The 26,246-nt window shown below is 70.1% G+C and carries 28 protein-coding genes; 19 read left to right on the top strand and 9 right to left on the bottom strand.

The genetic code is table 11. The features are described 5' to 3' along the window. Positions 1 to 3 precede the first annotated feature (3 nt). The 17 genes from ACGFNP_RS59305 (at position 4) to hypE (ending at position 14,362) form a co-directional block, all read left to right on the top strand. Positions 4 to 552, top strand: a complete 549-nt coding sequence (locus ACGFNP_RS59305) for a thioesterase family protein (protein ID WP_393333736.1) — start codon at positions 4 to 6, stop codon at positions 550 to 552. Next, a complete protein-coding gene (locus ACGFNP_RS59310; protein ID WP_393333739.1) occupies positions 549 to 1,697 on the top strand; it encodes an acyl-CoA dehydrogenase family protein in 1,149 nt (382 codons plus the stop codon). Before ACGFNP_RS59305 ends, ACGFNP_RS59310 begins: the two co-directional genes overlap by 4 nt. Next, positions 1,694 to 3,778: an acetate--CoA ligase family protein gene (locus tag ACGFNP_RS59315; protein WP_393333741.1), complete on the top strand. Its 2,085-nt coding sequence runs from the start codon at positions 1,694 to 1,696 to the stop codon at positions 3,776 to 3,778. Before ACGFNP_RS59310 ends, ACGFNP_RS59315 begins: the two co-directional genes overlap by 4 nt. Then, on the top strand, positions 3,771 to 4,547 hold the full coding sequence (locus ACGFNP_RS59320; RefSeq protein ID WP_393333744.1) for an enoyl-CoA hydratase-related protein: 777 nt from the start codon (positions 3,771 to 3,773) through the stop codon (positions 4,545 to 4,547). Before ACGFNP_RS59315 ends, ACGFNP_RS59320 begins: the two co-directional genes overlap by 8 nt. Before the next feature lie 177 nt (positions 4,548 to 4,724). After that, positions 4,725 to 5,765: a hydrogenase expression protein HypE gene (locus ACGFNP_RS59325; protein ID WP_393333747.1), complete on the top strand. Its 1,041-nt coding sequence runs from the start codon at positions 4,725 to 4,727 to the stop codon at positions 5,763 to 5,765. Between the two features lie 18 nt (positions 5,766 to 5,783). Beyond that, positions 5,784 to 7,577, top strand: a complete 1,794-nt coding sequence (locus ACGFNP_RS59330) for a nickel-dependent hydrogenase large subunit (RefSeq protein ID WP_393333750.1) — start codon at positions 5,784 to 5,786, stop codon at positions 7,575 to 7,577. Positions 7,578 to 7,586: 9 nt separating this feature from the next. Further along, on the top strand, positions 7,587 to 8,102 hold the full coding sequence (locus ACGFNP_RS59335) for a NifU family protein (RefSeq protein ID WP_393333753.1): 516 nt from the start codon (positions 7,587 to 7,589) through the stop codon (positions 8,100 to 8,102). Positions 8,103 to 8,113: 11 nt separating this feature from the next. Beyond that, complete coding sequence (locus tag ACGFNP_RS59340) at positions 8,114 to 8,773, top strand: DUF5947 family protein (protein ID WP_393333756.1); 660 nt, start codon at positions 8,114 to 8,116, stop codon at positions 8,771 to 8,773. Beyond that, entirely contained in the window at positions 8,770 to 8,982 is a 213-nt protein-coding gene (locus tag ACGFNP_RS59345; protein ID WP_358335469.1) for a hypothetical protein, read from the top strand. Before ACGFNP_RS59340 ends, ACGFNP_RS59345 begins: the two co-directional genes overlap by 4 nt. Further along, a complete protein-coding gene (locus ACGFNP_RS59350) occupies positions 8,979 to 9,623 on the top strand; it encodes a DUF6084 family protein (protein ID WP_358335472.1) in 645 nt (214 codons plus the stop codon). The genes ACGFNP_RS59345 and ACGFNP_RS59350 overlap by 4 nt, the downstream gene beginning before the upstream one ends. 3 nt (positions 9,624 to 9,626) lie before the next feature. Beyond that, positions 9,627 to 10,622, top strand: coding sequence for a hypothetical protein (locus tag ACGFNP_RS59355; protein ID WP_393333761.1), 996 nt, complete (start codon positions 9,627 to 9,629; stop codon positions 10,620 to 10,622). Next, on the top strand, positions 10,606 to 11,388 hold the full coding sequence (locus ACGFNP_RS59360; protein WP_358335478.1) for a hydrogenase maturation protease: 783 nt from the start codon (positions 10,606 to 10,608) through the stop codon (positions 11,386 to 11,388). The genes ACGFNP_RS59355 and ACGFNP_RS59360 overlap by 17 nt, the downstream gene beginning before the upstream one ends. Before the next feature lie 51 nt (positions 11,389 to 11,439). After that, positions 11,440 to 11,547, top strand: coding sequence for a DUF6893 family small protein (locus ACGFNP_RS59365; RefSeq protein WP_393333765.1), 108 nt, complete (start codon positions 11,440 to 11,442; stop codon positions 11,545 to 11,547). 8 nt (positions 11,548 to 11,555) lie between these two features. Then, a complete protein-coding gene (locus ACGFNP_RS59370) occupies positions 11,556 to 11,918 on the top strand; it encodes a hydrogenase maturation nickel metallochaperone HypA (protein ID WP_214635431.1) in 363 nt (120 codons plus the stop codon). Then, a complete protein-coding gene (locus tag ACGFNP_RS59375) occupies positions 11,896 to 12,168 on the top strand; it encodes a HypC/HybG/HupF family hydrogenase formation chaperone (protein ID WP_358035255.1) in 273 nt (90 codons plus the stop codon). Before ACGFNP_RS59370 ends, ACGFNP_RS59375 begins: the two co-directional genes overlap by 23 nt. Continuing rightward, entirely contained in the window at positions 12,165 to 13,292 is a 1,128-nt protein-coding gene (gene hypD, locus ACGFNP_RS59380) for a hydrogenase formation protein HypD (RefSeq protein ID WP_393333769.1), read from the top strand. Before ACGFNP_RS59375 ends, hypD begins: the two co-directional genes overlap by 4 nt. Further along, positions 13,289 to 14,362 (top strand): hydrogenase expression/formation protein HypE, encoded by a 1,074-nt coding sequence (gene hypE, locus ACGFNP_RS59385; protein ID WP_393333772.1) that lies wholly within the window; start codon positions 13,289 to 13,291, stop codon positions 14,360 to 14,362. The genes hypD and hypE overlap by 4 nt, the downstream gene beginning before the upstream one ends. A gap of 33 nt (positions 14,363 to 14,395) precedes the next feature. Here the strand turns inward: hypE and hypF are convergent, their stop codons facing one another. The 7 genes from hypF to ACGFNP_RS59420 all read right to left on the bottom strand — a co-directional run bounded on the left by hypF (position 14,396) and on the right by ACGFNP_RS59420 (position 22,297). Then, positions 14,396 to 16,681: a carbamoyltransferase HypF gene (gene hypF, locus ACGFNP_RS59390; protein WP_393333775.1), complete on the bottom strand. Its 2,286-nt coding sequence runs from the start codon at positions 16,679 to 16,681 to the stop codon at positions 14,396 to 14,398. Positions 16,682 to 16,684: 3 nt separating this feature from the next. After that, positions 16,685 to 17,377 (bottom strand): SIS domain-containing protein, encoded by a 693-nt coding sequence (locus ACGFNP_RS59395; protein ID WP_393333777.1) that lies wholly within the window; start codon positions 17,375 to 17,377, stop codon positions 16,685 to 16,687. Then, positions 17,374 to 18,138: an SIS domain-containing protein gene (locus ACGFNP_RS59400; RefSeq protein ID WP_358335494.1), complete on the bottom strand. Its 765-nt coding sequence runs from the start codon at positions 18,136 to 18,138 to the stop codon at positions 17,374 to 17,376. The genes ACGFNP_RS59395 and ACGFNP_RS59400 overlap by 4 nt, the downstream gene beginning before the upstream one ends. A gap of 78 nt (positions 18,139 to 18,216) precedes the next feature. Further along, the gene (cydB, locus tag ACGFNP_RS59405; RefSeq protein WP_393333781.1) at positions 18,217 to 19,200 is read right to left on the bottom strand and encodes a cytochrome d ubiquinol oxidase subunit II; all 984 of its coding nucleotides are present in this window, start codon (positions 19,198 to 19,200) and stop codon (positions 18,217 to 18,219) included. Between the two features lie 12 nt (positions 19,201 to 19,212). Then, positions 19,213 to 20,592, bottom strand: coding sequence for a cytochrome ubiquinol oxidase subunit I (locus ACGFNP_RS59410; protein WP_393333784.1), 1,380 nt, complete (start codon positions 20,590 to 20,592; stop codon positions 19,213 to 19,215). Positions 20,593 to 20,641: 49 nt separating this feature from the next. Continuing rightward, positions 20,642 to 21,094, bottom strand: a complete 453-nt coding sequence (locus tag ACGFNP_RS59415) for an anthrone oxygenase family protein (protein WP_393333787.1) — start codon at positions 21,092 to 21,094, stop codon at positions 20,642 to 20,644. A gap of 9 nt (positions 21,095 to 21,103) precedes the next feature. After that, complete coding sequence (locus ACGFNP_RS59420) at positions 21,104 to 22,297, bottom strand: NAD(P)/FAD-dependent oxidoreductase (protein WP_358335506.1); 1,194 nt, start codon at positions 22,295 to 22,297, stop codon at positions 21,104 to 21,106. 102 nt (positions 22,298 to 22,399) lie between these two features. Here ACGFNP_RS59420 and ACGFNP_RS59425 point away from each other — a divergent pair, with 102 nt between their 5' ends. After that, the gene (locus ACGFNP_RS59425) at positions 22,400 to 22,981 is read left to right on the top strand and encodes a TetR/AcrR family transcriptional regulator (protein WP_393333791.1); all 582 of its coding nucleotides are present in this window, start codon (positions 22,400 to 22,402) and stop codon (positions 22,979 to 22,981) included. 189 nt (positions 22,982 to 23,170) lie between these two features. Here the strand turns inward: ACGFNP_RS59425 and ACGFNP_RS59430 are convergent, their stop codons facing one another. Both ACGFNP_RS59430 and ACGFNP_RS59435 read right to left on the bottom strand, forming a co-directional pair. Beyond that, positions 23,171 to 23,524: a helix-turn-helix domain-containing protein gene (locus ACGFNP_RS59430; protein ID WP_358335510.1), complete on the bottom strand. Its 354-nt coding sequence runs from the start codon at positions 23,522 to 23,524 to the stop codon at positions 23,171 to 23,173. A 529-nt stretch (positions 23,525 to 24,053) separates the two neighbouring features. Beyond that, positions 24,054 to 24,788, bottom strand: coding sequence for a MerR family DNA-binding transcriptional regulator (locus ACGFNP_RS59435; protein ID WP_393333795.1), 735 nt, complete (start codon positions 24,786 to 24,788; stop codon positions 24,054 to 24,056). 77 nt (positions 24,789 to 24,865) lie between these two features. Here ACGFNP_RS59435 and ACGFNP_RS59440 point away from each other — a divergent pair, with 77 nt between their 5' ends. Continuing rightward, complete coding sequence (locus ACGFNP_RS59440) at positions 24,866 to 26,071, top strand: erythromycin esterase family protein (protein ID WP_393333798.1); 1,206 nt, start codon at positions 24,866 to 24,868, stop codon at positions 26,069 to 26,071. The last annotated feature ends 175 nt before the right edge of the window (positions 26,072 to 26,246 follow it).

The following is a 26,246-nucleotide window of genomic DNA, read 5'->3' on the forward strand; positions in this document are numbered from 1 at the left end:
CGCATGTCTCGCGTCGTGACGCCGTACGAGGGGAGCGGGCACCGGCCCTGGGACGCCTCGGCGGCCATCCCCGCCCCGCTGTGCCTGCACCGGACGCCGGTGCTGCCCGAATGGGTCGACTACAACGACCACATGAGCGAGTCGTGCTACCTGCTGGTGTTCGGCGACAGCTCCGACGCGTTCTTCCGCTACTTCGGCATCGACGAGCACTACCGGCACGACGGCCACTCCCTCTTCACCGCCGAGACCCACCTGTCCTACCTGCGGGAGGCGGCGAGGGGCGAACCGCTGCGGCTCACCGTCCACCTGCTCGATCTCGACGCCAAACGCCTGCACGTCTTTCACGAGATGCGCCACGGCGACAGCGGCGCGCTGCTGGCGACCGCCGAGCAACTGCTGCTGCACGTGGACACCCGCGCGGGTCGCGTGACCCCGTTGCCGCCGTACCTGCGCGAACGCCTGACCGCGATCCACACCGCCCACGCCGCCCTGCCCCGGCCGCGGGCGGTGGGCCACGTGATGGGGATCAAGACTCCTTCCGTACGACCGTGAGGACGGAATCCGTGCACTTCGCACTCACCACCGAACAGCACATGATCGTCGACACCGTGCGCGGCTTCGTCGAGACCGAGCTCTATCCGTACGAGGACGAGGTCGAGCGGCTGGACGACGTGCCCAAGGAGCTCGCGGACGAGATCAGGCGCAAGGCGCTCTCCTCGGGCCTATACGCCGCCAACATGCCCGCGGAACTGGGCGGGGGCGGGCTGGACGCGTTTGACATGACGCTCGTCGAACGCGAGCTGGGACGCGCGTCCTACGCGTTGCAGATGCTCGTCACGCGGCCGAGCAACATCCTCCAGGCGTGCCGGGACGAGCAGATCGACGTCTACCTGCTACCGGCGATCCGTGGCGAGCGCCACGACTGCCTGGCCATGACCGAGCCCGGCGCGGGTTCCGACGTGCGGTCGATGCGGACCCGGGCGGTGCGCGACGGAGACGACTACGTCGTCAACGGCATCAAGCACTTCATCAGCCATGCCGACCAGGCCGACTTCGTCATCCTGTTCGCCAGGACCGGGCCCGGCATCACCGCGTTCCTCGTCGACACCGACACGCCGGGCCTCTCGGTGCGGCGCGGCTCGCCCTGCGTCTCGCACCGTGGCTACCACCAGTGCGAGCTGTCCTTCGCCGACTGCCGGATCCCGGCCCGGCAGCGCCTCGGCGAGGAGGGCGCCGGCTTCGAGCTGATGGCCGAATGGCTGGGCAGCAGCCGTCTGGCCGTCGCCGCGACCAGCGTCGGACGCGCCCGCCGGGTGCTCGAGTCGGCGACGGAATGGGCCGCGACGCGCGAGCAGTTCGGCCAGTCCATCGGGCGCTTCCAGGGCACCGGTTTCAAGCTGGCCGACATGCTCACCGAGCTGGAGGCGGCGGAGCTGCTGATGCTGCGCGCGGCCTGGAAGCTCGGCCAGGGCAGCATGACCGACCAGGACGCCGCGATGGCCAAGCTGTTCGCCTCCGAGGCGCTGGGCCGGATCACCGATCACGCGGTCCAGATCTTCGGCGGCATGGGGCTGATGACGGAGCTGCCGATCGAGCGCTTCTGGCGGGACGCCCGCGTCGAACGGATCTGGGACGGCACCAGCGAGATCCAGCGGCACATCATCTCCCGCGCGCTGCTGCGCCCGTACGGCGGATGAGCCACGCGAGCCGGACGCACCGGCACAACCTGCGCCGGCTGCTCGCCCCGCGGCACATCGCGGTGTTCGGCGGGCGGCCCGCCGCCGAGGTGATCCGCCAGTGCCGGCAGGTCGGCTTCGCGGGCGAGCTCTGGCCCGTGCATCCGTACCACGACTCGATCGAGGGACTCACCTGCTTCCGCGCGGTCGACGAGCTGCCCAAGGCGCCCGACGCCGCCTTCGTCGCGGTGCCGCGCGAGCCGACGGTGGACATCGTCGCGGCACTCGCCCGGCGGGGCGCCGGCGGCGCGGTGTGTTACGCGTCGGGCTTCGCCGAGGCGGGCGGCGAAGGGCCCGCCCGGCAACGCGGCCTGATCGAGGCCGCCGGCGCGATGGCCATCCTCGGCCCGAACTGCTACGGCCTCCTCAACTACCTCGACCGCGCCGCGCTCTGGCCCGACCAGCACGGCGGCACGCCCGTCGAGCGTGGCGTCGCCATCGTCACGCAGAGCGGCAACCTCGCCGTGAACCTGACCATGCAGCGCCGCTCGCTGCCGCTCGCGTACGTGATCTCGCTTGGCAACGCGGCCGGCATCGGCCTGCCCGAGATCGTGGACGCGCTGCTGGACGACCGGCGGATCACCGCGATCGGGCTGCACATCGAGGGGCTGGACGACGTGGCGGGCTTCTCGCGCGTCGCGATCAGGGCGCTGACCCGGCGGGTCCCGCTGGTCGCGCTCAAGTCGGGCTCCTCCGAGCTCGGCGCGCTGGCCACGCTCGCCCACAGCAGCTCGCTCGCCGGCCCGGACGACCTGTACGACGCGCTGTTCGCGCGGCTGGGCGTGGCCCGGGTCCAGGATCCAGCGGGTCTGCTGGAGACGCTGAAGCTGCTGAGCGTGCACGGCGCCCGGAAAGGCACCCGCATCGCCTCGGCGAGCTGCTCGGGTGGCGAGGCCTCACTGGTGGCCGACCTCGCCCAGCCGCGCGGCCTGACGCTGCCCGCCTTCCCGCCCGCCGTACGGCAGCGCCTGCGCGCCGTGCTGGGCGAGGCGGTCGCCATCGCCAACCCCCTCGACTACCACACCTACATCTGGGGCGATCGGCGAGCCCAGACGGAGTGCTTCGCCGGCCTGCTGGGCGCGGGATTCGACGCCCACCTCCTGGTCGTCGACCTCCCCCGGGAGGACCGCTGCGTGCCGGCGGACTGGGAGACGACGCTGGCGGCGTTCATCGCGGCGACCCGGCGCGCGGGCGGGCCGGCGTGCGTGGTCAGCTCGCTGCCCGAAGGGCTGCCGGAGCACGTCGGCGCCCGGCTCCTGGCCGAAGGCATCGCGCCCATGCAGGGCCTGCCCGAATGCCTGGACGCGATCCGCGCCGCCGCGCTGATCGGCGCCGCCCAGGCGCGGGCCGGAGACGTCCGGCCCGTCACGCCCGCGCCACGGTCCGCGGGGACCACGCCGCTGCTCCTGGACGAGTGGAACGCCAAGCGCGCACTGGCCGCTCTCGGCCTGCCGGTTCCGGAAGGCGCGCTGGTGGGCGCGGAGGAGGCCGGGCCGTACGCCGAGAAACTCGGATATCCCGTGGTGGTCAAGGCCGTGTCCACGTCTCTCCCGCACAAGACCGAGGCCGGGGCGGTGCACCTGAACCTGCGCGGCGCGGATGACGTGCGCGGTGCGGTGGGCCGGATGTCCGGCCTGTCCGAACGGTTCCTCGTCGAACGGATGGTCCAGGACACCGTCGCCGAGCTGATCATCGGCGCCCGGCACGATCCCCGGTTCGGCCTCGTGCTGACCGTCGGTGCGGGCGGGGTGCTGGTGGAGCTGCTGCGGGACGTGGCTCAGCTGCTCCTGCCCGCCTCGCGGCAGGAGGTCCACGCGGCGCTGACCTCGCTGACGATCTGGCCGCTGCTCAACGGGTACCGAGGGCGGCCGCCGGGCGACGTGGCGGCGGTGCTGGACGCCGTCAGCGTGATCGCCCGCTACGCCGAGACGCACGCCGGGCGGCTGATCGAACTCGACGTGAACCCGCTGCTCGTACGGCCCGAGGGGCACGGCGTGCTGGCCGCCGACGCGCTGATCCGGTTGGCGGCGGACCATGGCTGATCCCGTACGGATGTCGGAGGACGGCGGCATCCTGACCGTCACCCTCGACCGGCCCAAGGCGAACGCCATCGACGTCGCGACCAGCAAGGCGTTGTACGCGGCGTTCGAACGGCTGCGTACGGACCCCGGCCTGCGCGTGGCGATCCTCACCGGGGCGGGCGCGCGGTTCTTCTCGGCGGGCTGGGACCTGAAGGCCGGCGAGGCGATCGACGCCGACCACGGTCCTGGCGGCTTCGCCGGTCTGACCGAGTTCTTCACCCTCGACAAGCCGGTGATAGCCGCGGTGAACGGCCTCGCGCTGGGCGGCGGCTTCGAGCTCGCCCTGGCGGCCGATCTGATCGTCGCCGCCGAGCCCGCCGAGTTCGCGCTGCCGGAGGTGCGGCTGGGCATGGTCCCCGACTCGGGCGGGGTCCTGCGCCTGCCGCGGCGACTGCCGTACGTTCTCGCGACCGAGATGCTGGTCACCGGACGGCGCATGACCGCACCCGAGGCGGCCCGCTGGGGCCTGGTCAACCGGGTCGTGCCCGGCGACCGGCTCCTTGAGGCGGCCATGGAGCTGGCCCGCCACGTCTGTTCCGCGGCGCCCCTGGCCATCGCGGCGATCAAGGAGATCGCGCGCACGACCGAGGGACTGGGTGTGGCCGAGGCGTACCAGACGCTCCGTGTCGCCGACCTGCCGCGCTACCGGGCGATGCTCGGCTCACAGGACGCCCTCGAAGGTCCGCGCGCCTTCGCGGAAGGCAGACCCCCGCGCTGGACCGGCCGGTAATGCCCTAGGCGGCATGCGGACGGCACCTCTGAAAGTGCATGAATCGGCAAGGGAAGCGACCTGGTCGTCCGCATTCCTCCATCGACGTGGTCACTATGTGCATCGAGTGCTTACTCCATGTCATTGGCGGCGATACCTAACGCATTACGCCCAACTGCCGAGACGGGGGCCGTGGACATGAGCGAAACCACGACGGACGCCGCTGTGGACGAGGTGCACATTCTGTGGACCTCGGAGGGCATGAGCTGCGACGGCGACACGGTCTCGATCACGGCGGCTTCCCAGCCGAGCCTCGAAGAGGTGCTGCTCGGCCTGGTGCCCGGACTGCCGAAGGTGCACCTGCACAACAAGGTGCTGGCGGCGGAGACGGGCAGCGACTTCATGGCCGCCTTCCACCAGGCCGCGGAGGGCGGTCTACGCCCGTTCGTCTTCGTCGTCGAGGGGTCGATCCCCAACGAGAAGATCAACGGCGAGGGTTACTGGACGTCGATGGGGAACGACCCGGTGACCGGGCAGCCGATCACCGTCAACCAGTGGATCGACCGGCTCGCGCCGCAGGCGTGGGCGGTGGTCGCGATAGGCACCTGCGCGACGTACGGCGGCATCCACGCCATGGCCGGGAACCCGACCGGCAGCATGGGACTCGGCGACTACCTGGGCCACGACTTCCGCTCGGCCGGTGGGCTGCCCATCATCAACGTGCCGGGCTGCCCGGTGCAGCCCGACAACTTCATGGAGACCCTGACCTGGCTGCTGTACCAGGCCGCGGGGCTGGCGCCCATGATCCCTCTCGACAAGCAGTTGCGGCCGACCTGGCTGTTCGGCAAGACGGTGCACGAGGGGTGCGACCGCGCCGGCTACTACGAGCAGGGCGACTTCGCCCAGGACTACAACTCGCCCAAGTGCCAGGTCAAGGTCGGCTGCTGGGGCCCGGTGGTCAACTGCAACGTCCCCAAGCGCGGCTGGATGGGCGGGATCGGCGGCTGCCCCAATGTGGGCGGCATCTGCATCGGCTGCACGATGCCCGGGTTCCCCGACAAGTTCATGCCGTTCATGGACCAGCCGCCCGGTGCGCTGGTGTCCACCACCGCCACCGGCGCGTACGGATCGCTCATCCGCAAGCTGCGCGGCATCACCAACAGGACGGTGAACAAGGAGCCCAAGTGGCGCCACAACGAGCCTGAGTTGACGAGTGGCTACCAACCGGAACAGCGCTAGGCGAGAGGGAACGACGCGGTGACCATCCGATCCAAGGAGGCTCAGGAGACTCGGCAACTGGTCGAGATGTCCTGGGATCCCATCACCCGCATCATCGGCAACCTGGGGATCTACACGAAGATCGACTTCAACAACAACGAGGTCGTCGAGTGTAAGAGCACCTCCTCGTTGTTCCGGGGCTACAGCGTGTTCATGCGCGGAAAGGACCCGCGGGACGCGCACTTCATCACCAGCCGCATCTGCGGCATCTGCGGTGACAACCACGCGACCTGCTCGGTCTACGCACAGAACATGGCGTACGGCATCAAGACGCCACCTCTGGGCGAGTGGATCATCAATCTCGGCGAGGCGGCCGAGTACATGTTCGACCACACGCTGTTCCAGGACAATCTGGTGTTCGTCGACTACTGCGAACAGATCGTCAAGGAGACCAACCCCAGCCTGCTGCGCAGGGCTGAGACCACGGAGGCGCCGCACGCCGACGTCCACGGGTACCGGACGATCGCCGACATCATGCGGGCGTTCAACCCGTTCACCGGCGCGATGTACCGCGAGGCGCTGCAGGTGAGCCGGGTCACCAGGGAGATGTTCTGCCTGATGGAGGGGCGGCACGTGCATCCCTCGACGATCTATCCGGGCGGCGTGGGCACGGTGGCGACACCCCAGCTGTTCACCGACTACCTGTCCCGGCTGCTCAGGGTCCTCGACTTCATCAAGAAGGTCGTCCCGGTCAACGACGACCTGTTCGACTTCTTCTACGAGGCGCTGCCCGGATACGAGGAGGTCGGCCGGCGGCGGATCATGCTGGGCTGCTGGGGTTCCTTCCAGGACCCGGCCGTCGTCGACTACGACTACCGGACGATGGGCGAGTGGGGCCGGGGCATGTTCGTCACCCCGGGAATCGTCCTGGACGGCGAGCTGCGCACCACGAGCCTGGTGGACATCAACCTCGGCCTCCGGATCCTGCTGGGCAGCTCGTTCTACGACGACTGGCAGAACGAGGAGATGTTCGTCACCCACGACCCGCTCGGCAACCCGGTGGACCGGCGTCATCCGTGGAACCAGACGACGCTGCCGAAGCCGCAGAAGCGGAACCTGACGGACGGCAACTACAGCTGGGTCATGAGCCCCCGCTGGTACGACGACCGCACCGGCGATCACCTCGCGCTCGACACCGGCGGCGGGGCGCTCGCCCGGCTCTGGACGACGGCGCTGGCCGGCATCGTCGACACCGGATTCGTCAAGGCGACCGGTCACAGCGTGGAGATCAACCTGCCCAAGAGCACGCTCCTGCCGGAGATGAGGTTCGAGTGGAAGGTGCCCCAGTGGTCCAACACCATCGAGCGCAACCGGGCCCGCATCTACTTCATCGCCTACTCCGCCGCGATGGCCTTCCACTTCCTGGACAAGGCGATGGCCGAGGTACGGGCCGGCCGGACGAAGGTCTTCACCGACTTCGACGTGCCCGATGACGCGATCGGCTGCGGTTTCCACGAGGCGGTGCGCGGGGTCCTGTCCCACCACATGGTGATCCGGGACGGCAAGATCGCCAACTACCACCCGTACCCGCCCACGCCGTGGAACGCGAGCCCGCGCGACAGCTACGGCACTCCCGGTCCGTACGAGGACGCCGTGCAGGGGATGCGCATCTTCGAGGAGAACGGCCCGGAGAACTTCAAGGGCATCGACATCATGCGTACGGTACGCAGCTTCGACCCCTGCCTCCCGTGCGGTGTCCACATGTACCTCGGCGACGGGAAGGTGCTCAAGCAGGTGCACTCCCCGACGCTGGGCACGAGCGTCTCCGGATAGGGGCGGGCGATGTCACTGACCGACCGCGAGGCCGCCGAGCGGGTGGCCCGGGTCGACGCCCTGCTGGACAGCGTCGATTCGCTGCCCGACCCCGGGCTCACCGTCGAGGCGCTCCAGGCGCTGCTCGACCTGTACGGCGAGGCTCTCGCCCGGATCCTCGCGATCGGCGGGGACGCGCTGGGGCCCGCGCTGGCCGAGGACGAACTGGTCGCCTACCTGCTGTTGCTGCACGGCCTGCATCCGCTGGACGTGTCCGTCCGAGTCGAGCGGGCCGTGAGCCGCGTACGGCCCCGGCTCGGCGGCTCGGCCGTCGAGTCGGTGACCGTGGCGGACGGCGAGGCGAGGGTACGGCTCCGGCGCGGTCGCGGGGGCTGCGGTGCCGCGACCGCGCCGTCGGCCCTGCTGGAGGAGGCGATCCGGAACGCCGCCCCGGAGCTCGACCGGGTGGAGATCGATGAGCTCGGCCCGCCCCCGGTCCTGATCACCCTCGACGCCCTGCGCCGCCCGGACGCATGGGCGTCGTGAGGGAGCGCGGCATGGCGCCAGGAGGCCTGCGCGGCTTCATCGCCCGAGCGGCCGGGAGGTCCCCGGCGGACCGGGAAGACGATCCGTGCCGGTGCGAGCTGTGCTCCGCGACCATCCCGGCCGAGCATCGGCATCTGCTCGAACTGACGGTCCGCGAACCACGCTGCGCCTGCCGGCCGTGTGCCCTGCTCTTCGACCACCCACCGGCGGAGGACGACCGCTACCGCCTGGTGCCCGACCGCCGGTGGCACCTGCCGGACTTCGCCCTCGACGACACCACCTGGGCGGCCCTGGAGATCCCCGTACAGATGGCGTTCGCCTGCCACGACACGTCCGAAGGGCGGACCGTGATCCGGTACCCCGGCCCGGCCGGAGCGGTCGACGCCGCGACCGCTCCGGCCGCCTGGGCCTCGGTGGAAGCGGCCAACCCGGTGCTGCGGCACCTGGCCCCCGACGTGGAGGCGCTCCTGGTCAACCGGACCGGCGGCGCGCGAGACCACTGGCTCGTGCCGATCGACGACTGCTTCGCCCTCGTCGCCGTGCTCAGGTCCCGCTGGAAGGGCCTGGCCGGCGGCCAGGACGTCTGGAACGGGGTCGGCGCCTTCTTCACCGAACTGCGGCGCCGGGCCAAGCCCGCGCCCGCGGACCTGTCGAAAGGAGTTCCACGATGACCGGTGCCATCAAGGTGGGCCGCCCCGACGTGCGGCCCGACGCGCCCGCGCACCTGAAGGGCGTCCACGAGGGGAACGCGCTGGGCAACTACGAGCGGCAACCGGGCCACCTTCCCGGCGGCTTCTCGACGGCGGCGCGATCCACCGGCATCAACCCACGGGACCGCGACCCGATCGACCCGGCCATGCCCAACCTCTCCCCGGCATGAGGCCGCCGGAGCTGAGGTTCGCGGTCGAGAAGGCCGAGGCGGTGGACTTCGCCGCCGTGCCCACGGTGCGGTTCACGCTGCGGATCGACGGGACCGGCGCGCCGCCGGTCCGGTGCCTCGCGCTGGACACCCAGATCCGCATCGCCGCCGCGCGGCGCCGCCACGACCCGCCGACCCGGCGGCGGCTCACCGAGCTGTTCGGCGCGTCCGAGGACTGGGGCAGGACATCGAGGAGCCTGCTGTGGGCGCGGGTGGTGACGCAGATCCCCGGCTTCGACGGGGGCACGATCACGAGCATCGACGTGAGCTGCACCTACGACTTCGAGGTGGCGGTCGCCAAGTACTTCCACAGCCTGCCGGACGGCGAGGTCCCGCTGGACTTCCTGTTCAGCGGGACGATCTTCTACGCCGACGCCGGCCTGCTCCGGGTGGCCCGGATCCCCTGGGACACCGACGTCGCGTTCCGGATGCCGGTCCAGGTCTGGAAGGACGTCATGGACCACTACTTCCCGCGCAGCGCCTGGCTCCGGCTGGACCGCGAGGCGTTCGACCGGCTGTACGACTACAAGATCCAGCACACGCTGACGACCTGGGAAGACGTGGTGGGCAAACTGCTGGCGAGCGAACCGGGTGGTGGCTGACCGATGGACCCGGTGACACAGATCGCGCGCGCGGTGCTGTACGAGGGCTACCTGCTGTGGCCGTACCGCCGCTCGGCGCTCAAGAACGCGCAGCGCTGGACCCTGGGCGGCGTCTACCCGGAGCGGTGCGGCGAGACGGGCGACCCGTCGCTGATGCGCGCGCAGGTCCTGATCGAGGCGGACCCGATCGACACCGTCGACGTCCGGGTGTGCTTCCTGCACGCCGTCACCCGCGAGGTGGCCGGCGAGGACCTCGTGCCGGTCCCGGAACTGGTGCTCGGGGGCGAGCGCCACGTGGCCAGGGAGGAGGCGGCCGAGCGGGAGGTCGCCGTGTTCGGGCTCGACCTGGCGGGGCTCGTCCAGCAGCCGGCCCTGGCGGAGATCGACATAGCCGAGGACTCGGACGTCGAATGGCTGATCGACCCCGACGGCCGGCGCGTCGGCGCGCTTTCGCGTAGCTGGCAGGCGTTGCGCGGGCGGATCGAGATCAGGGCCGAACGCCCGCTGCCCGGCGTTTTCCGGATCACCGTCGAGGTCGGCAACACGACCGGCTGGGCGGGCGGGAGCCGTACCGAGGCGCTGAAACACACCTTCCTCTCCGCGCACCTGATCCTGCACGCGCCGCGCGGGCGGTTCGTCTCCCTGACGGACCCGCCGGCGGAGCTGCGGCCCCTGGCGGAAGGCTGCGACAACGCCGGCGCCTGGCCGGTCATGGTGGGCGAGGAGGGCGAGCGGCACACGATGCTCGCGGCGCCGATCATCCTCTACGACTATCCCCGGATCTCCCCGGAGAGTCCGGGCGACCTCTTCGACGCCACCGAGATCGACCAGTTGCTGACCCTGAGCGTGCTCGTCCTGACCGAGGAGGAGCAGCGGGAGATCCGCGACGGCGATCCCCGGGCGCGGGAGATCCTCGATCGCTGCGTCTCGCTCTCACCCGATCGGCTCATGCGGCTGCACGGCACCCTACGGAAGGAAGGACATGACGGCGACGGATGACTTCTGGGCCCGGATGGAACGACGGGGACCGGACACCGTGATCGTGGACGGCGCGACGCTCGGCGCGGGCAGCCGGGTGCGGCTGCGCCCGCGATCGCGGGCGGACATCTTCGACCTCGCCCTGGACGGCCGCGTCGCGGTCGTCGAGAGCGTCGAGCAGGACGAGGCGGGCGGCATCCATCTGGCGGTCGTCCTCGAGGACGATCCGGGCCGCGACCTGGGAGAGGCGAAGCTGCCCGGACACCGGTTCTTCTACTCCGCCGAGGAGGTGGAGCCGATCGTGGCCGACAGCCGGACCGCACGCGTCCTGGTCGCCGGCATCGGCAACATCTTCCTGGGCGACGACGGCTTCGGCGTCGAGGTGGCGCGGCGGTTGTCGGCCGAGCCGCTGCCTGCCGGGGTGGACGTGGTGGACTTCGGGATCCGCGGCATGGACCTGGCCTACGCCCTGCAACGCGACTACGACCTGGTGATCTTCGTGGACGCCGCGCCCCGCGGCCACGCTCCCGGCACGCTGACCGTGCTCGAACCGGCGGAGCCGGAGGCGGGCGTGCCCATGGAGACCCACGGCATGGACCCGGTACGCGTGCTCCGGCTGGCCGCCGAGCTGGGCCGGATACCGCCACGGGTGCTCGTCGTCGCCTGCGAACCGGCGACGGTGATGACCGGGGCGCCGGACGAGGACGTACGGGTCGAACTGAGCGAGCCGGTACGCGCGGCCCTCGGCCCGGCCCTGGAGACGGTCCGGTCCCTTGTCGAGACTTGATCGAAGTAAACGACGGACCGGGGTTCCGGAAAACCGAGGAGGTGGGAACGGATGAGGAAGAGGCCTCTGGTGGGACTGGTGGTGCTGTGCGCGGTGGTCGCGGTGATCGCCGTGCAATGGCCGGAGATCAAGCGCTACCTGAACATGACAAGGATGTAGGGCAGTTCATGCATGAGATAGGAATGTGCGAGGGACTGGTCGACCTGGTCCGTCAGCACGCGGACGGCCGGCGGGTGGCCGGCGTGCGAGTCCGGATCGGCGCCCGTCACGCCGTCGTCGGTGAGGCGTTCGACCAGGCCTTCGCGTTCGCCGCCCTGGGCAGCGCGGCCGAGGGCGCCGCCCTCGACCTGGTCGTCACGCCCGTCACCGTGGACTGCGGCACCTGCGGCCACACGTCGGAGTCCGTCGACGTGCTCGCCGTCTGCCCGCGGTGCGGTGACGACGACGTGGCCGTCCACGGCGGCGACGAGCTGGTCCTGGAATCGGTCCAGTTCGAGGGGGAAGCCGATGTGCCTCGGGATTCCCGGTGAGCTGGTGGGGGCCGTCGAGGAGTTCACCGACCTCGCCATGGTGGACGTCAGCGGCGTCCGCCGCCGCATCAACATGGGGCTGCTCGCCGACGACGACCTCAAGCCCGGCGACTGGGTGCTGGTCCATGTGGGATTCGCCCTGTCGAAGATCTCCGAGTCCGAGGCCAAGGCCGTGATGGACATGCTGCACGGGATCGGGCAGGCGTACACCGACGAGATCGACGCCCTCAAGGAATCGGACATCTCATGAGATTCGTCGATGAGTTCCGCGACGCCGACACGGCTCGGGCGCTGGCGGCGCGGATATCGGCCCGGTGCGAGCCGGGCCGCCGGTACAAGTTCATGGAGGTGTGCGGTGGACACACGCACACCATCTACAAACACGGCATCGAGGACTACCTGCCGGAGGCCGTGACGCTCGTGCACGGGCCGGGCTGTCCCGTCTGCGTCATCCCCATGGGACGGGTGGACGACGCCATCCACATCGCGCGTCAGCCCGACGTGATCATGACCTCGTTCGGCGACATGATGCGGGTGCCCGGGGGCGAGTCCACGTTCCTCGACGCCAAGGCCCAGGGCGCGGACATCCGGATGGTCTACTCGCCCCTCGACGCGCTCAAGATCGCCCGGACGAATCCGGACCGGCGGGTCGTGTTCATGGCGATCGGCTTCGAGACCACGGCGCCGTCGACGGCGGTGACCGTGCTGCGGGCGGCCGAGGAAGGCATCGAGAACTTCTCCGTCTTCTGCAACCACGTCCTGATCATCCCGGCCATCAAGGCGATACTCGACTCGCCCGACCTGCGGCTCGACGGCTTCATCGGGCCCGGCCACGTCTCGACGATCATCGGCTGCCGGCCGTACGAGTTCATCGCGCGCGACTACGGGCAGCCGTTCGTGGTCGCCGGGTTCGAGCCGCTCGACATCCTCCACTCGGTCGACATGCTCCTCGGCCAGCTCGCCGAGGGCCGCGGCGAGGTGGAGAACCAGTACGCGCGGGTGGTGCCGTGGGACGGCAACCGGATCGCCATGGAGGCGATCGGGACGGTGATGCGCGTACGCCCGCACTTCGAATGGCGCGGACTCGGCTTCATCTCCCACTCGGCGCTGGGCATGGCCAAGGAGTACGCCGCCTTCGACGCGGAGCGGATCTTCGACATCCCCGGTACGCGTATCGCCGACCCCAAGGCGTGCCAGTGCGGCGAAGTGCTCAAGGGCGTGCTCAAACCATGGGAGTGCAAGGTGTTCGGCACCGCGTGCACCCCTGAGACGCCGATCGGGACCTGCATGGTCTCGTCGGAGGGGGCGTGCGCGGCGTACTACAACTTCGGCCGGTTCAGCCGGGAACGAGTGCGGGAGGCGACCCGGGCATGACCACGGAGAAGCAGGTTCTCGACCGGATCGAGCGCATCAGGCGCCGCCGCCCGGTGGTCCGGGAGGAACGGATCACGCTGGCGCACGGCTCCGGCGGCAAGGCGACCCGGAACCTGATCGACGCGATCTTCCTGGAGGCGTTCCGCAATCCGCTGCTCGCCCCGTTGGAGGACGGGGCCACGCTGGCGCTCGACAGCTCGCGGGTGGTGTTCACCACGGACGCGTTCGTGGTCTCGCCGCTGTTCTTCCCCGGCGGCGACATCGGTGACCTGGCGGTCAACGGCACCGTCAACGACCTCGCGGTATGCGGCGCCCGCCCGTTGTATCTGTCCGCCGGGTTCATCCTCGAAGAGGGGTTCCCGATCGGCGACCTGCGGCGGATCGTCGCCTCGATGGCCGCCGCGGCCGAGCTGGCGGGCGTCTCGATCGTCACCGGCGACACCAAGGTCGTCCAGCGGGGCAAGGCCGACGGGTGTTATGTCACCACCGCGGGGGTCGGCGTCGTCGACCGTCCGGCGACGTTGTCCATCTCCGCGGCCCGGCCCGGCGACGCGGTCATCGTGTCCGGTCCGATCGGTGAGCACGGCGTGGCCATCATGCTGGCCCGTGGCGAGCTCGGCATCGAGGCGGACACGCTCTCGGACACCGCCCCGCTGAACGGCCTGGTGGCCGACCTCCTGGACACCCTCCCCACCCAGGTGCGGACGCTGCGGGACGCCACCCGCGGTGGCGTGGCCACGGTGCTGAACGAGGTGGCGACCGCCTCGGGCGTCACCGTGGTGATGGACGAGGAGTCCGTACCGGTCCGGCCGGAGGTCACCGGGATGTGCGAGCTACTCGGGATCGACCCGCTGTACGTCGCCTGCGAGGGCCGGCTGGTCGCGGTCGTCGACGGCGAGCACGCCGAGCGGGCGGTCGAGATCATGCGGAGCAATCCGGTCGGCGCCGGAGCCGCGATCATCGGCTGGGTGGGGGAGGACCCGCCCGGCCTGGTGCTGTTGAGAACCGCCTTCGGCGGCACCCGCATCGTGGACATGCTGGTCGGCGACCCGCTGCCGCGCATCTGCTGAGGCTCGGTCCTGAGCGTGATCCGCGGATCACGCTCAGGACCGAGCCTTCGCCACCATGGCAGCTCGGTCCCGAGCACCCGCCACCGCGGCCTGCCCGAGACTGATGCCGCCGTCGTTGCAGGGGACGCGCCGGTGCAGCAGCACGCGCAGGCCGTGGTGGCGCAGCCCGTCGACCACGGCGCCGAGCAGGAGGGTGTTGCAGAACACCCCGCCCGACAGCGCGGCCACCTCCAGCCCGTTGGCGGCCGCGACCCGGGCCGCCGCCGTCACCACCGCCGCGGCCAGCCCGTGGTGGAACCTCGCCGCGATCACCTCCGCCGCCTCGCCCCGGCGCAGGTCGCCGACGACCGCGCGGATCAGATCGGTGGTACGGATGACCGTTCCGGCGACGGTGACCGGATACCCGTCGCGGACACCCGGGTCCGCCCGCTGCTCCAGCTCCACCGCCGCCTGCCCGTCGTAGCTGATCGTGTCCCTGACCCCGAGGAGCGCGGACACCGCGTCGAACAGCCGGCCCGCGCTCGACGTCACCTGCCCTGCCGGGCCGTTCACCAGGAGGGCCGCCACGGCCGGCCACCGGTCCTGGTTGCGGCGGACCACCCCGAGGTCGTCGAAGGATCCGGGTCCGAACGCGCGGTGCAGGAAGGCCGCGGCCATCCGCCAGGGCTGCCGGATCGCCGTGACGCCGCCGGGCATCGGCACCGGCTCCAGGTGCCCGGCCCGCTCGAAGTCCGCCAGGTCGGCCACGAGCAGCTCGCCGCCCCAGATCGTGCCGTCCGTACCGAAGCCGGTGCCGTCGAGGGCGATGCCGACGACCGGGCCGGACTCGCCGTTGTCGGCCAGGCAGGACGCGATGTGGGCGTGGTGGTGCTGCACGCCGAGCGGCTGAACGCCGTCGAGGCTGAGGGCGTACTTGGTGGACAGGTATTCCGGGTGGAGGTCGTGGACCACCACCTCCGGCTCGATGCCGAACAGCCGCCGGAAGTGGGCGACCCCGTCGGCGAAGGCCCGCATCGTCGCGTAGTTCTCCAGGTCGCCCAGATGCTGGGAGACGACCGCGTGGCTCCCCGTGGCCAGGCAGAACGTGCTCTTGAGCTGCGCTCCGCACGCGAGAACCGGCCGGGGGAATGCCCAGGGCAGCGCGATCGGCGCGGGCGCGTGCCCTCGGGCTCGCCGTACCGGCACCTCCGTGTCGCGGAAGATCCGGACCACCGAGTCGTCGAGCCCCGTGTGGATCGGCCGATCGTGGGTGAGGAAGGCGTCGGCGGCCAGCCGCCGCGCGTCCTCGTCGCGGTGCGCGATCGGCTCGCCGGACAGATTTCCGCTGGTCAGCACGTATGGGCGGCCCAGCTCCCTGGCCAGCAGATGATGCAGCGGCGTGTACGGCAGCAGCACGCCGAGATCACGGTTGCCGGGCGCCACCGAGGCGGCGACCGGGCAGCCGGGCCGCCGGGGCAGCAGTACGATCGGGCGGCGCGGGCCGGTGAGGGCGGCCACCACCCCGCTCGCCGCACCGTCCAGATCACACAACTCTCGTACGGCGGCCAGGTCCGGCGCCATCACGGCGAACGCCTTGTCCCCGCGGTGCTTGCGGGCCCGCAGGGCCGCGACCGCCTCCTCGTCGGCGGCGTCCACCGCGAGGTGATGGCCCCCGAGCCCCTTCACCGCGAGGACGGACCCGCTGCCGAGCAGCGCCGCCGCCTCGGCCACCGGATCGCCCGCGATCACCGCGCCGCCGGACGTGTGCAGCGTGAGCGTGGGACCGCAGCCGGGGCAGCACACCGGCTGGGCGTGGAAGCGGCGATCACCGGGATCCCGATATTCGGCCTCGCAGGCCGTGCACATGGCGAAGCCGCGCATGGTGGTGGCGGCGCGGTCGTACGGCACCGATGTGATGATCGTGAACCTGGGGCCGCAGTTGGTGCAGTTGACGAAGGGGTACCGGTAGCGGCGGTCGGCCGGATCGAACAGCTCGGCCAGGCAGTCGTCGCAGGTCGCCGCGTCCGGTGACACCTGCGCGCGGCGGGATCCGCCGGTCACGCTCTGGACGATCCGGAATCCGCCGGCGCCGGTGGGCGACACCGGTTCCACGCTCACCCGGTCCACGACCGCCAGCTCGGGCGGGTTCCGGCGGACCGCCTCGATCAGCGCGGCCACCGCCTCCGGAACGCCTTCCACCTCGATGAACACCCCGGAGCCGTCGTTGGCGACCGTGCCCGACAGGCCGTGCCGGACGGCCACGCCGTGGACGAACGGCCGGAACCCCACGCCCTGGACGATGCCCTCGACCCGGATCCGGGAGCGTACGATCCGGTCCAACGCTCAGGCCGTCTCGTCCAGCGCCCGCCGGACCGACTCCCACAGCACATGGCACACGGTGGCCTGCGCCTCCTGAATCCGATGGACGGACGGGGACGGGATGACCAGCAGGTGGTCGACGGCACCGCACTCGGCCAGCTGACCGCCCCCTGACCCGGCGAGCCCGACCGTCACCATGCCGAGGTGTTTGGCCTCCTGGAGTCCGCGCACCACGTTCAGCGAGCCGCCGCTCGTCGAGATCCCCATCGCGATGTCCGCGGCGGTGCCCAGGGCGGCGAGCTGCCGGGCGAAGACCGCGTCGAAGCCGATGTCGTTGGCGAGCGCGGTCAGCAGCGCGACGTCGGCCGTCAGCGATATGGCCGGCAGCCCGTGCTGCCTGTCTCCCGGCCGGTGCGCCAGCCCGTGTCCTGGTCCGCGGTGCGGTCCGCGTTCCGGCGCGAAGAACAGGTGGGCCACCGCCTGGGCGTCGGTGCTGCTGCCGCCGTTGCCGAAGGTGAACAGGCGGCCCCCAGCGGCGAACGCCTCGGCGAGGGCTTGGCCGCACGCGGCGATCCCCGGGCCGAGCAGGGTGAGCACCTCCCGCCGCAGCGCGACGATCTCCCGGGCCTTCTCCACCGTGGACCGGGTCACGGTGGTCAGCAGCGGTTCGGCGTCGCTCTCGGCTGAGGACAGGAAGGGGTAGAGCGCGTCGGTCACGGTCTTCTCTCCACTACCGCGATGGCCTCTTTCGCGTGCACCAGGACCACGTCGCCCGCCCGCGCGTCGACCAGTCGCACGCTGATCTCCGCTTCGCCGCCGGGGGTGTCGGCCAGTGCGAGGTGTCCGGGCCGCAGGGCGGTGATCCGGACGGGTACGGCCGCGTCCGAGCAGGTCACGCAGACCTCGTCGGGGCACTCCTCCGTCAGCCGGGGGTCGTTCAGGAACACGTGCACCAGCTCCCAGAGGACGTGATAGGTCGTCATGTGGATCTCCCGGGCGATCCGCGGATCGCGGCTGCGTGCCACGAGAAGGTGATCGACCACCGGCAGGTCGACGCCGGCCTTCGTCAGCGCGAGCGTCATCATGCCCAGGTCGTGGGCCGCCGCGAGCCCCGCCGCCACCTCGCCATCGGCGTCGTCGGTCGTGATGCCCACCGCGATGTCCCCGGCCCGCCCGAGCAGCCGCAACTGGCTCGCGAAGACCCCCGCATGGGCGAGCCCGCTCAGCGCCGACGCGTCGTTGGCCAGCGAGACCGCCGGCAGCGCCCGCTTCCCCACGATCACCGGATGAACGAACTCCACCGCGAGATGCGCCGCGTCGGCCGCCGACTGGCCGGTGCCGAAAGTCAGCAGCCGGCCGCCCCGCTGGAACCGCCGGGCCACGTCCTGACACGCGCGGGCGATCCGCTCGGCATCCTCCGCCAGCGCGCGGCCCGCCGCGTCCCGTTCCTGGAGAGACGTGCCGAGAGCGAGTGTCATGAACGGTCCTTTCCACGGCTCTCGATGCGCTGTGCCCCGGCGTAAATATTGGCAATCCCATGAAACTGTTAATTGATCTCAACCGGCGCCGACTCGGTGGCGGAAGACCCAGTAGGTCCAGCTCTGATAGAGCACCACCAGCGGCAGGAAAATCGCCGCGACCCCGGTCATGATGCTGAGCGTCTTCGGTGTCGCGGCCGCGTTCTCGATGGTCAGGCTGTAGGCCGGGTTGATCGTCGATGGCAGGACATCGGGGTGGAGGACCACGAACAGGCTGATCACGGTCACCCCGATGGCGACCGCCGACAGCAGGAACGCCCACCCTTGACGGCCCCTGGCGATGGCGCCCAGTGCGCACACGAAGGCGAGGACGGCGAAGACGGCCAGGATCGCCGTGCCGACCACGCCGCCGTAGATCTGCGTCCAAGCCAGGAAGACCACCGCGAGCACGGCCGCCACGACGCCCGTCTTGAGCGCCACCCCGGCCGCGCGCCGGCTGATCTCCCCGCGGGACTTCAACGCCAGGAAGACGGCTCCGTGCGTGGCGAACAGGGTCAGCGTGGTCAGCCCACCGAGCAGCGCGTAGGGGTTGAGCAGGTCCCAGAACGTACCGACGTACTCGTGATCGGCGTCGAGTCGCACGCCCCGCACGATGTTCGCGAACGCGATCCCCCACAGCAGTGCGGGCACGAACGAGCCGGCGATGATGCCCGCGTCCCAACGCCGCCGCCAGGCTGCGGAGTCCCGTTTGCCGCGATACTCGAAGCCCACCCCGCGTACGATCAGCGCCAGCAGGATCAGCAGCAGCGGCAGGTAGAACCCGCTGAACAGCGAGGCATACCACTCGGGGAACGCGGCGAAGGTGGCACCTCCGGCGGTGATCAGCCACACCTCGTTGCCGTCCCAGACGGGGCCGATCGTGTCGATCATCACCCGGCGTTCCGTGTCGTTCCGGGCCACGATCGGCAGCAGCATGCCGACGCCGAAGTCAAACCCCTCCAGGACGAAGTACCCGACCCACAGGACGGTGATCGCCACGAACCAGACCTCGGTGAGCTCCACTTGGCGAGCCTCCTAGTAGGCGAACGACGGCTCGCCGCCGTCATGCGGCTCGGCGTCGTCGGCGGACGGTGGGGTCGCTCTGCCGTACTTGATCATGAGGCCGACCTCCACCAGGGCCAGCCCGCCGTACAGGAGGGTGAAGACGATCAGCGAGGTGAGCACCGTACCCGCGCCGACGCTGGGCGAGACGCCTTGGGCGGTCTTCATCTGGGTGAACACGATCCACGGTTGCCTGGCCATCTCGGTGAAGATCCACCCGAAGCTGTGCGCGAGGAAGGGCAGCACGACCGACCAGACGGCGACCCGCCAGATCCAGCCCGTGCCCCGGACCTGCCGTCCACGGGTCAGCCAGAGCAGGACGAGCGCCACCAGCGCGGCCAGCATGCCGAACCCGATCATCAATCGGAAACCCCAGTAGGCGACCGGGATGTAGGGACGGTAGTCGCCCGGGCCGAACTTCCGCTCGTAGGCCGCCTGGAGGTTGTTGATGCCCTCGACCTTGCCGTCGAACGAGCCGGTGGCGAGCTGTGACAGCAGGTTCGGGATCTCCAGCTGGTAGATCGGCTTGGTGCCGTCCAGCGTCCCGATGGTGAACAGGGAGAACGGCGCGGGCTGCCGCGTCTCGTAGAGCGCCTCGGCGGCGGCCATCTTCATCGGCTGGGTCTGCGTCATGATCTTGCCAAGGACGTCGCCGGAGACAAGAGTGCCCAGAGCACCCACCAGCACCGCGGCGATACCGAGCCGCAGCGACGGACGGAATACCTCAAGATCCTGCTTTCTGGCCAGATGCCAGGCGGAAACGGCCATCAGGATCACCCCACCGGCCAGCCAGCACCCGAAGACCGTGTGCGGAAAGGTGGCCAGCACCACCTTGTTGGTCAGCACGGCTCCGAAGTCGACCAGCTCGGCACGCCTGTTGACCTTGAAACCCACGGGCCACTGCATGAACGAGTTGGCGGCCAGGATGAAGTAGGCGGACACCATCGTCCCGAACGCGACGATCCAGATGCACGCGAGATGCACCCTCTTCGGCAGCCGGCCCCAGCCGAAGAGCCACAGCCCCAGAAACGTCGACTCCAGAAAGAACGCCAGCAACGCCTCCAACGCGAGCGGCGCGCCGAAGATATCGCCGACGAACCTGGAGTAGGTGCTCCAGTTCATCCCGAACTGAAACTCCTGCACGATCCCCGTCACCACGCCCATGGCGAAGTTGATCAGGAAGAGCGTGCCGAAGAACTTGGTCGCGCGAAGGTAGGCGGCGTTACCGGTGCGCACCCACGCCGTGTTCAGGATCGCCACCAACAGCGACATCCCTATCGTGACCGGCACAAACAGGAAGTGGTACACCGTAGTAACCCCGAACTGCCAGCGCGCGAGCTCCAAGGCATCCACGACTCTTACTGTAAGTGTCCGAGTATGCACACCTTGTCATGACACGCCGCTAGAAGATCGCTGCGGCCACGAGGAAGGCGAGTCCCGCGATGCCCGCGACCACCCGGACGATATGGAAGGACACCCAGCGATCGCGGAGTCGCTGCCAGTCGTCCGGCAGGGTGCTGACAGTCCAGGTCGCGATCTGCTTCACGATGGGGACCTCGACCGCCACGGTCACGAGCAGAGCGACGACGAGCAAGGCGAGCGCCACCAAGGCCAGGTAGAAGCCCTGCTTGCCGTATGACAGGAACAGCACCGGAACGATCGAGGTCAGCGCGAGGGGCATCAGAACGGTCATAGGAGTGGCCAGGTTCCGGTTCATCCGATGGGCGATCGCCAGGAACACCGCCGCCTCGAAATGCGCCATGGATCTGCTCAACGCCAGCCACGGTCCCCAGAAAACCCCAACGACCAGGGCGGAAAGCAGGACACTGACGAGCTCGAACACCTTCGTCACCATGTCGCCGCCTCAGGCCGTCATGGTGCTGTCCGTGGTACGCGACTGCCCGCGGCGGTAGTCGGCGGCGGCCTCCCGGTACGTCTGGTGTTCCGCCTCGTGGTCGGGGAAGTCGTCCGAGGCGAAGAACGTGTCGAGTCCGCCGTTGGCGGCGACGGCGTGCTGTCCCGAGCGGGGCAGCATGACGGCCTCGTATCGGGTGAGTGCCTCGTCGAGGGTGGCTTCCTCGGCGATGGCGTGGGCGAGCTCGGCTCCGTCGAGCATGGCGAGGTTGACCCCGTACCCCCCGAGGGGCGCCATCAGGTGGGCCGCGTCGCCGAGCAGCGTCGCGCCGGGCGTGCGCGCCCAGGTGAGCGGGGCGGGAAGGGCGTAGATCGGGCGGTTGAGGTAGCCGCCGTCGACGTCCGTGAGGAAGGGCAGCAGCTCCTCGGCCCAGCCGCTGAACTCCTTGAGCAGGAACCGTCGTACGGCGGCCGCGTCATCCAGGTCGACGCCGGCCTTGCCGTGCCAGTCGAGGTCGGTACGCATGGCCAGGTAGGCGCGGATCTGGCCGTTGCTGTTGCGCTGGCCGATGATGCCCCGGCCGGCGCTGTCCATGGCGAACAGGTGGCCGTCCCCGACGAGTTCCGCGATCTGGGGATGACGGTTTTCCACGTCCTCAAAACGGACGTCGAGGAACGAGACGCCGGTGTAGTCAGGCGTGGCGTCGCTCAGGAGCGGCCGGACCCGAGACCACGCACCGTCGGCGCCGATCACCAGATCCACCTCGGCGGTGACGCCGTTGCCGAACTCCAGGCGGTGCCCGCCGTCGCCGAGCGGGGTCGCGGTGACCAGCTTGTGTCCCCATCGCACGGTGCCGGGCCGTACGTGCTCGGCGAGCATGGCGCGGAGCTGCCCGCGGTCGATCTCGGGGGCGGCGGTGTCGTCCTGGTCGGGGACGAACGCGTCGAGCACGGTGCCGTGCTGGTCGAGCCGGCTCTTGGCCTGCCCTTCGAGCCGGGCGAGCTTCATGAACTCCTCGAACAGACCGGCGTCTTCCAGGGCGATCTGTCCGGAGTCGGCGTGCAGGTCCAGGGTGCCGCCGGCGTCACGGGCTTCGACTGAGGCGTCGGCGTCGTACACGGTGACGTCGATGCCGTGCCCTTGCAGCACGCGGGCGCACACCAGGCCGCCGGGGCCGGCGCCGACGATGGCGATACGTTTCATGGCTTGGGATCCTCACTTAACGGGCGTTCGTTCAGCGGTCTCGACAGTAACTGAACGGGCGTTCGTTGAGCAAGTAGACTGAGGCGACCGAAGGGACCATCCATGTCGACGAACACGGGAAGCGACCGGCGTACGGGCACCGAGACCCGCGCGGAGATCCTCCGCGTCGCGCTGCGGCTGTTCACGGAGAAGGGGTACGAGGGCACCTCGACCCGCGACATCTCCAGCGCGCTCGGGATGACGAAATCCTCGCTGTACTACCACTTCCAGAACAAAGAGGAGATCGTGGCGAGCCTCGTGGAAGCGCGCCGGCACGAACTCGACGACTTCATCGAATGGCTCGCCGCGCAGCCGCCCACCCCCGATCGACTGGAGAAGGCGGCGCTGCGCTGGGTGCGGGGCACCACTCCCGAACGCCTTCAGGTCATGCGTTTCGCGCAGGCCAACCAGCCGGTCATGAGGCGGCTGGCGGAAGGCGGCGGGGATATCCGTTCAGACTTCGACCGGGTCATCGACCTGCTCGTCGACGAAGGCGCGAGCATGGAGGACCGGCTCTTCACACGCATGGTCTTCGACACCGCCGGCGCCGCGCTCCTGTCGGCGCGGGGCACGGAGGCCGGGCCGGAGGATGTCATCGCGGCCTCCCTGCGCGCGAGCACCGCACTCGCCCGCGCGATCTCGTAGGCGGTCAGTCCCAGGTCGGAGGTACTCCGCCGGGTGGCGGGCGCCGAAGCCGCCGACCGGGAGGATGTCGGCCCCCTGGGCGAGGAACCAGGCCAGGGCGCGTCAGAGCGCTGAGACAACCTGTCGATTTCGCGAGGGCCTGATCGGCGCTTGCGGGATCAGGCCACACGACTGACGAAGCTGAAGGCGTCAGCCTTCGGCCGGACGCTCGCGAGCGCTGTTGATCCGCAGCGCTTCGGCGAGTTGGTCTTCCAAGATGACAATGCGGCAGGCAGCGTCCAGGGCCGTGCCCTGGTCGACGAGCTCTCGGGCCCTGGCCGCCAGACGGAGCTGGTAGCGGGAGTATCGACGGTGTCCGCCGCTGGAGCGTTGCGGCTCGATCAGTTTGGCGACGCCCAGTGCGCGCAGGAACGCGGCGGTGACGCCGAGCATCTCCGCAGCCGCGCCCATGCTGTAGGCGGGGTAGTCCTCATCGTCGAATCTGTCCTCGGCCTTGCTCTGAGCGAGCGTGGCGTCGTTGCCTGCTGGGTGACTTTGATCCATAAATACCTTCCGACATGCGCACAGGGGGCCCCGGCGCGTCTTGCGCCGGGGCCCCGAAGAGGTTCAACACCATCTATCGGCCATGTGGCCGACCTTCTGTCGTCCGCATCAGCCGTATATGACGGCGCTGATGCGGGGATCGCGGATTCTTGACCGTAGACCACCTTCCGATCTGTGGAACTGCGGTACCCGAGCGGCGCGGAAAACAGCCGGCAACGGGCGATCCCGATGGCGTTCAACACTCCCTTCTCTCAAGCGAACTTGCTCTTTCCACTTCACCTACGGCAGCGCGTCCACGGTCAGGGCCCCTTACCACTGCGCTGGCCCCGTCACGTCCGACCTTCTGCCATCACCTTCTACTTCTATCCAGCTCATCCGGGCAGTTCGTCGTGTTGCTGGTTTTTCATGCCCGTGTGGATTCGTTCCTTGCGATGTCAGAAACATTAGCGTCCACAGCCGCGAATGTCTACCTTGGCCGCTACAGATTTTCGACCCTGGTCGGGTTAGCTGTGACCTCGCCGACAGAGCGCTACGGAGTCCCCAGATAGGTGTCGAGCGCGGCCGCGCCCGCCAGCATCGCCAGGCCGCGCGCCGTCAGCCGGTCGCGCCACTCCCGCATCGTCGCCTGCAGCGGCTCCGGCCCGCCCGCCGTCCGTACTCGCTCCAGCACCCGCGCGATCTGCTCCAGCCCGTGCCCGCCCCGCCGCAGCTGGTGGGCCAGCAGCACGTCGCGTTCGTCGGCGGAGGTGTAGATCCGGTAGCCGGTGCGCGGGTCGCGCCGGGGCACGATCAGCCCGGCCCGCTCCCATTTGCGCAACGTCGCCGGTCGGATGCCGAGCCTGCGCGCCAGCGGCCCGATGAACGTCACACCCGGCGCCGGCTCACGCTGTGGCGCTGGCTCAGGCTGTGGCGCCAGGTCGCGCGGCGACTTCAGCTCACGCGGTGGCGCCAGGTCGCGTAGCGCCCGTTCCACGGCCTCCAGCGTGTGCCGGTCGCCGGCCAGCTGCGCGTGGCTCTCGTCGATCAGCCGCAGCGCCTCCTCGACCGCGCCGCCGTTCACGGCCCGCATGATCGCCCCCGCGGTCGCGTGCCCGTGCGCGGGGATCAACGCCAGGAACGCCCGCAACGCCACCGCATGGCGCGGCGCGTAGGCGCGGTAGCCGTGCGGCGACCGCTCGGCCGGCGGCAGGATCCCCGCCTCCTCGTAGTTACGCACCGCCTGCGTGGACAGGCCGTGCTCGCGCGCCAGATCTATGGGTCGCATTTTGAAGGTACGTCCTCGTCAGCAGCCCGAAATATCAGAAAAGCTTACAAATAAAGTTCAACGATACCGTTGAAGGCATGACAACCTCGATCCGGGACGCCACCCGTCCCTTCACCGGTGACGTCCTGACCTCACTCCTGCCCCCAGCCACCCGCCTGCTCGGCCTCGGCGAGCCCACCCACGGCGTCGAAGCCTTCCTCGAACTGCGCAACGAGCTCTTCCGCCACCTCGTCGAACACGCGGGCTACCGCTCGATCACCATGGAGAGCGACTGCCTGCTGGCCCTGGCCGCCGACGCGTACGTCACCGACGGCATCGGAACCCTCGACGACGCGACGAACCTCGGCTTCAGCCACCGCCTCGGCGCCTCACCCGCCAACCGCGAGCTCCTGCGTTGGATGCGCGCCTACAACCAGCGGCGTCCGCCGCACGAGCGACTCCACTTCTACGGCTTCGACGGCCCCCTGGAGATGGCCGGCCCCGCCAGCCCCCGCGTGGCGTTGACCGCACTGCACGACTACCTCGCCACCCACCTCGACCTGGCCTGGAGTCGCGAGACCCTTGACGAACTGCTCGGCCCCGACGAGCGCTGGACCAACCCGGCCGCCACCATGGATCCCACCCAGTCCGTCGGCCGCACCCCCGAGGCAACCGAACTGCGCCTGATCGCCGACGACCTGCGCGCGCTGCTCACCGCGCACACTCCCCACCTGACGGCCGCCACCTCCCCCGGCGACTGGTGGCGCGCCGGCCTGTACGCCCGCACCGCCGCCGGGCTCCTGCGCTACCACGCCGGCCTGGCCGACACCGCGGCCACCCGCGTCGGCACGCTGATGTGCCTGCGCGATGCGATGATGGCCGACAACCTCGACGCCATCATCGACTGCGAGGCCCGTCGCGGCCCCACCCTCGCCTTCGCCCACAACCGCCACCTGCAGAAAGACAAGAGCCGCTGGCTGCTGCCGGAGGGCTGGGGCCCCCTGGCGGGCCGGACGCTGGAGTGGTGGAGCGCCGGCGCCATCATCGGCACCCACCTCGGCGACCAGTACGCCTTCGCCGCCACCACCTTCGGCACCCGCGGCTCCGACGTCCCCCACCCCGACACCCTCGAAGGGCTCCTGTCGACCCTCCCCGACGCCCGCGCCGTCATCGATCCCCGCCGCCTCGCCGCGGCCCTCGACCGGAAGCTGACGCCCCGCGTCCCGGCTGACCACACCTACTTCGCCCTCGACCCGGCCACCACCGACCAGATCGACGCCATCATCTTCGTCAAGGAAATCTGAGCAGCGACGTAGGCAACGGGAGGCCCTTTCCGCCGAGCGGGTTTCCCAGGGCCTCTGACCTCGCCCGCCGCAGCACCGCGCAGAGCATGACGAAGACGACCTAGCCGCGTAGCCCGTCGGCGCATCGTCCGGCTCTCGGGTGGGCAGCGATCGTCTTGCGGGACAAAACGGGGCA

Origin of the sequence: Nonomuraea sp. NPDC049269 (assembly GCF_043197155.1) — a bacterium.
GTDB lineage: Bacteria > Actinomycetota > Actinomycetes > Streptosporangiales > Streptosporangiaceae > Nonomuraea.